This window comes from Klebsiella sp. MS 92-3, from assembly GCF_000195655.1.
In the GTDB taxonomy this organism is placed as follows: Bacteria; Pseudomonadota; Gammaproteobacteria; order Enterobacterales; family Enterobacteriaceae; genus Klebsiella; species Klebsiella pneumoniae.
The window spans coordinates 427-3,741 of record NZ_GL882858.1; the positions used below are offsets into that span (position 1 = coordinate 427).

2 protein-coding genes are annotated in these 3,315 nt (G+C 56.7%); both read right to left on the bottom strand.

Going from position 1 to position 3,315, the window contains the following annotated elements; genetic code table 11:
• Nucleotides 1-28: 28 nt before the first annotated feature.
• Nucleotides 29-2,602: an ATP-dependent chaperone ClpB gene (gene clpB / locus HMPREF9538_RS04095; RefSeq protein ID WP_004150973.1), complete on the bottom strand. Its 2,574-nt coding sequence runs from the start codon at nucleotides 2,600-2,602 to the stop codon at nucleotides 29-31.
• Nucleotides 2,603-2,731: 129 nt separating this feature from the next.
• The coding region (gene pgeF, locus HMPREF9538_RS04090; RefSeq protein WP_009486134.1) for a peptidoglycan editing factor PgeF at nucleotides 2,732-3,315 on the bottom strand (584 nt) is incomplete at its 5' end.

Genomic DNA, 3,315 nt, shown 5'->3' on the forward strand with positions numbered 1-3,315 from the left:
GCTGGGCTCGTTTTTGTCGTTTTGTGATTTACTGCACTGCCACAATGCGGTCGTCTTTTACTACCAGCTCGATGGTTTTACCCGGAACCAGCTCACCGGAAAGGATCTGCTGGGCTAACGGGTTCTCAATCTGCTGCTGAATAGCACGTTTCAATGGCCGCGCGCCGTATACCGGATCGTAACCATTGGCGCTCAACAGCTTCAGCGCCTCATCGGACATCTGCACTTCATATCCGCGCTCTTCCAGACGTTTATACAGACGCTGCAGCTGGATCTGGGCAATAGAGGCAATATGTTTCTCGCCCAGCGGATGGAAGACCACCACTTCGTCGATACGGTTGATGAACTCCGGACGGAAGTTCTGGCTGACTACCCCCAGCACCAGGTCCTTCATATGTCCGTAGTCCAGCTCGCCGAACCGTTCCTGAATCAGATCGGAACCGAGGTTCGAGGTCATGATGACTACCGTATTACGGAAGTCGACCGTTCTCCCCTGCCCGTCGGTGAGACGCCCGTCGTCGAGTACCTGCAGCAGAATGTTGAACACATCCGGGTGCGCTTTTTCCACTTCATCCAGCAGGATGACGGAATAAGGACGACGGCGCACCGCCTCGGTCAGGTAACCGCCCTCTTCATAGCCGACGTATCCCGGAGGCGCACCGACCAGACGCGAGACGGAATGTTTCTCCATAAACTCGGACATATCGATACGCACCATCGCGTCGTCGCTATCGAACATAAAGTTAGCCAGCGTTTTACACAGCTCGGTTTTACCGACCCCGGTTGGACCGAGGAACAGGAACGAACCAATCGGCCGGTTCGGATCGGACAGCCCGGCGCGGCTGCGGCGAATGGCGTTGGATACCGCTTCAACCGCCTCATCCTGGCCAATCACCCGATGATGCAGCTCCTGTTCCATACGCAGCAGTTTGTCACGCTCGCTTTCCATCATGCGGGAGACCGGGATACCGGTCCAGCGAGCCAGCACTTCGGCGATTTCAGCATCCGTCACTTTATTACGCAGCAGACGCATGGTTTTCCCTTCGGACTGAGTGGCCGCCGCCAGCTGTTTCTCCAGTTCCGGAATTTTGCCGTACTGCAGCTCGGACATCCGCGCCAGATCGCCGACGCGGCGCGCCTGTTCGATGGCGATTTTCGCCTGCTCCAGCTCAGCTTTGATGGTCTGGGTGCCGGAGAGCGACGCTTTTTCCGCTTTCCACTCTTCTTCCAGCACCGAGTACTGCCGTTCTTTATCCGCCAGCTCCTCGTTGAGCATATCAAGACGCTTCAGGCTCGCCTCATCAGACTCTTTCTTCAGCGCCTGCTGTTCCAGTTTCAGCTGGATAATACGCCGATCGAGGCGGTCCAGCTCTTCCGGTTTGGAGTCAATCTGCATACGGATGCTGGATGCCGCCTCATCGATGAGGTCGATGGCTTTATCCGGCAGCTGACGGTCGGCAATATAGCGATGCGATAAGGTCGCCGCCGCCACGATAGCCGGGTCAGTGATCTGCACGTGGTGGTGCAGCTCATAACGTTCTTTCAGACCGCGCAGAATCGCGATGGTATCTTCTACCGAAGGCTCGGCGACGAACACTTTCTGGAAGCGACGTTCCAGCGCGGCGTCTTTTTCGATGTACTGACGGTATTCATCAAGCGTCGTCGCCCCGACGCAGTGCAGTTCACCACGCGCCAGCGCCGGCTTCAGCATATTACCCGCATCCATCGCGCCGTCGGCTTTACCAGCGCCCACCATGGTATGCAGTTCGTCGATAAACAGAATGACGTTGCCTTCCTGTTTTGACAGGTCGGTCAGCACGCCTTTCAGACGCTCTTCAAACTCACCGCGGTATTTCGCCCCGGCCACCAGCGCCCCCATATCCAGCGCCAATACCCGACGGCCTTTCAGCCCTTCTGGTACTTCGCCGTTGACGATACGCTGCGCCAGGCCTTCGACGATTGCCGTTTTACCCACCCCGGGTTCACCGATCAGCACCGGGTTGTTTTTGGTACGACGCTGCAGTACCTGAATGGTACGGCGAATCTCTTCATCACGGCCGATCACCGGATCCAGCTTGCCCTGCTCGGCACGCTCGGTGAGATCGACGGTAAATTTCTTCAATGCCTGACGTTGGTCTTCGGCACCCTGATCGTTCACGCTTTCCCCTCCGCGCATTTGTTCAATCGCCTGAGTCACGTTGGCGGTTGTTGCTCCGGCGGATTTTAAAAGGTCGGTCAGCGTACCGCGTGATTCAAGCGCCGCCAGAACGAACAGTTCCGACGAAATAAAGTTGTCCTTTTTCTTTTGCGCCAGCTTGTCGCAAAGGTTGAGGATCCGCACTAAATCCTGAGAAGGTTGCACATCGCCGCCGGTGCCTTCCACCTGCGGTAAACGGCTCAAGGCCTGTTCGATGTCAGTGCGCAGTTTCCCGGCATTCACGCCCGCCGAGGTTAATAAAGGACGTACCGATCCCCCTTCCTGATTCAGCAAGGCGCTCATTAAATGAAGAGGTTCGATGAATTGGTTGTCGTGCCCGAGTGCGAGCGACTGGGCATCGGCAAGAGCAAGCTGGAATTTATTGGTAAGACGATCCAGACGCATAACTCCTCCCATAAACAGGTCAAATTTGCTACTGGAGATTAAATGAGGTCATCCCTCAATTATTCAAGGTTAAAGACCCGAACTATGTGAAAAATAAGTTTGCCTTCTGGATCGTCTTGATTCTCTAGGTTATATCAGCCAAATGAAACTTGCCATACGACCGGTGGTCTTGTCGCGCCGGTAAGAGAAAAAATCATCCTTTTCGCTTAGCGTGCAGCGATCGCCGCCGAAAATCAGCTCAACGCCGACGTTTGCCAGACGCTGCCGCGCCAGTTGGTAGATATCAGCAAAATATTTTTCGCCTGCCGGACGAAAAGCCCGGTGCGCATTCTTGTCCTTCGCCATAAAGGCATCCCGGACTTCCGGTCCCACCTCAAACGCCTGCGGACCGATGGCGGGCCCCAGCCACGCCATAATATTTTCGGCTTTATCGGCGAAACGAGCAACCGTCGCTTCCAGAACCCCTTCGCATAAGCCGCGCCATCCCGCGTGCGCCGCGGCGACTTCGGTGCCGTCGCGGTTACAGAACAGCACCGGCAGGCAGTCAGCGGTCATCACCGCGCAGACGGTCCCTGGCGTACGACTATAAGAAGCATCCGCGCGTTTCGACGGATAGGGTCCGCCGTCCAGCGTCAGAACCTCGGTGCCATGGACCTGCTCCAGCCAAACCGGGTAAGACGGCAAGCCGCCCCCGCCCCCCGCCCCCCGCCGCC

Bases quoted from the DNA above. Each gene is read 5' to 3' on its own strand.
- clpB (WP_004150973.1), bottom strand. From the start codon at position 2,602: ATGCGTCTGGATCGTCTTACCAATAAATTCCAGCTTGCTCTTGCCGAT.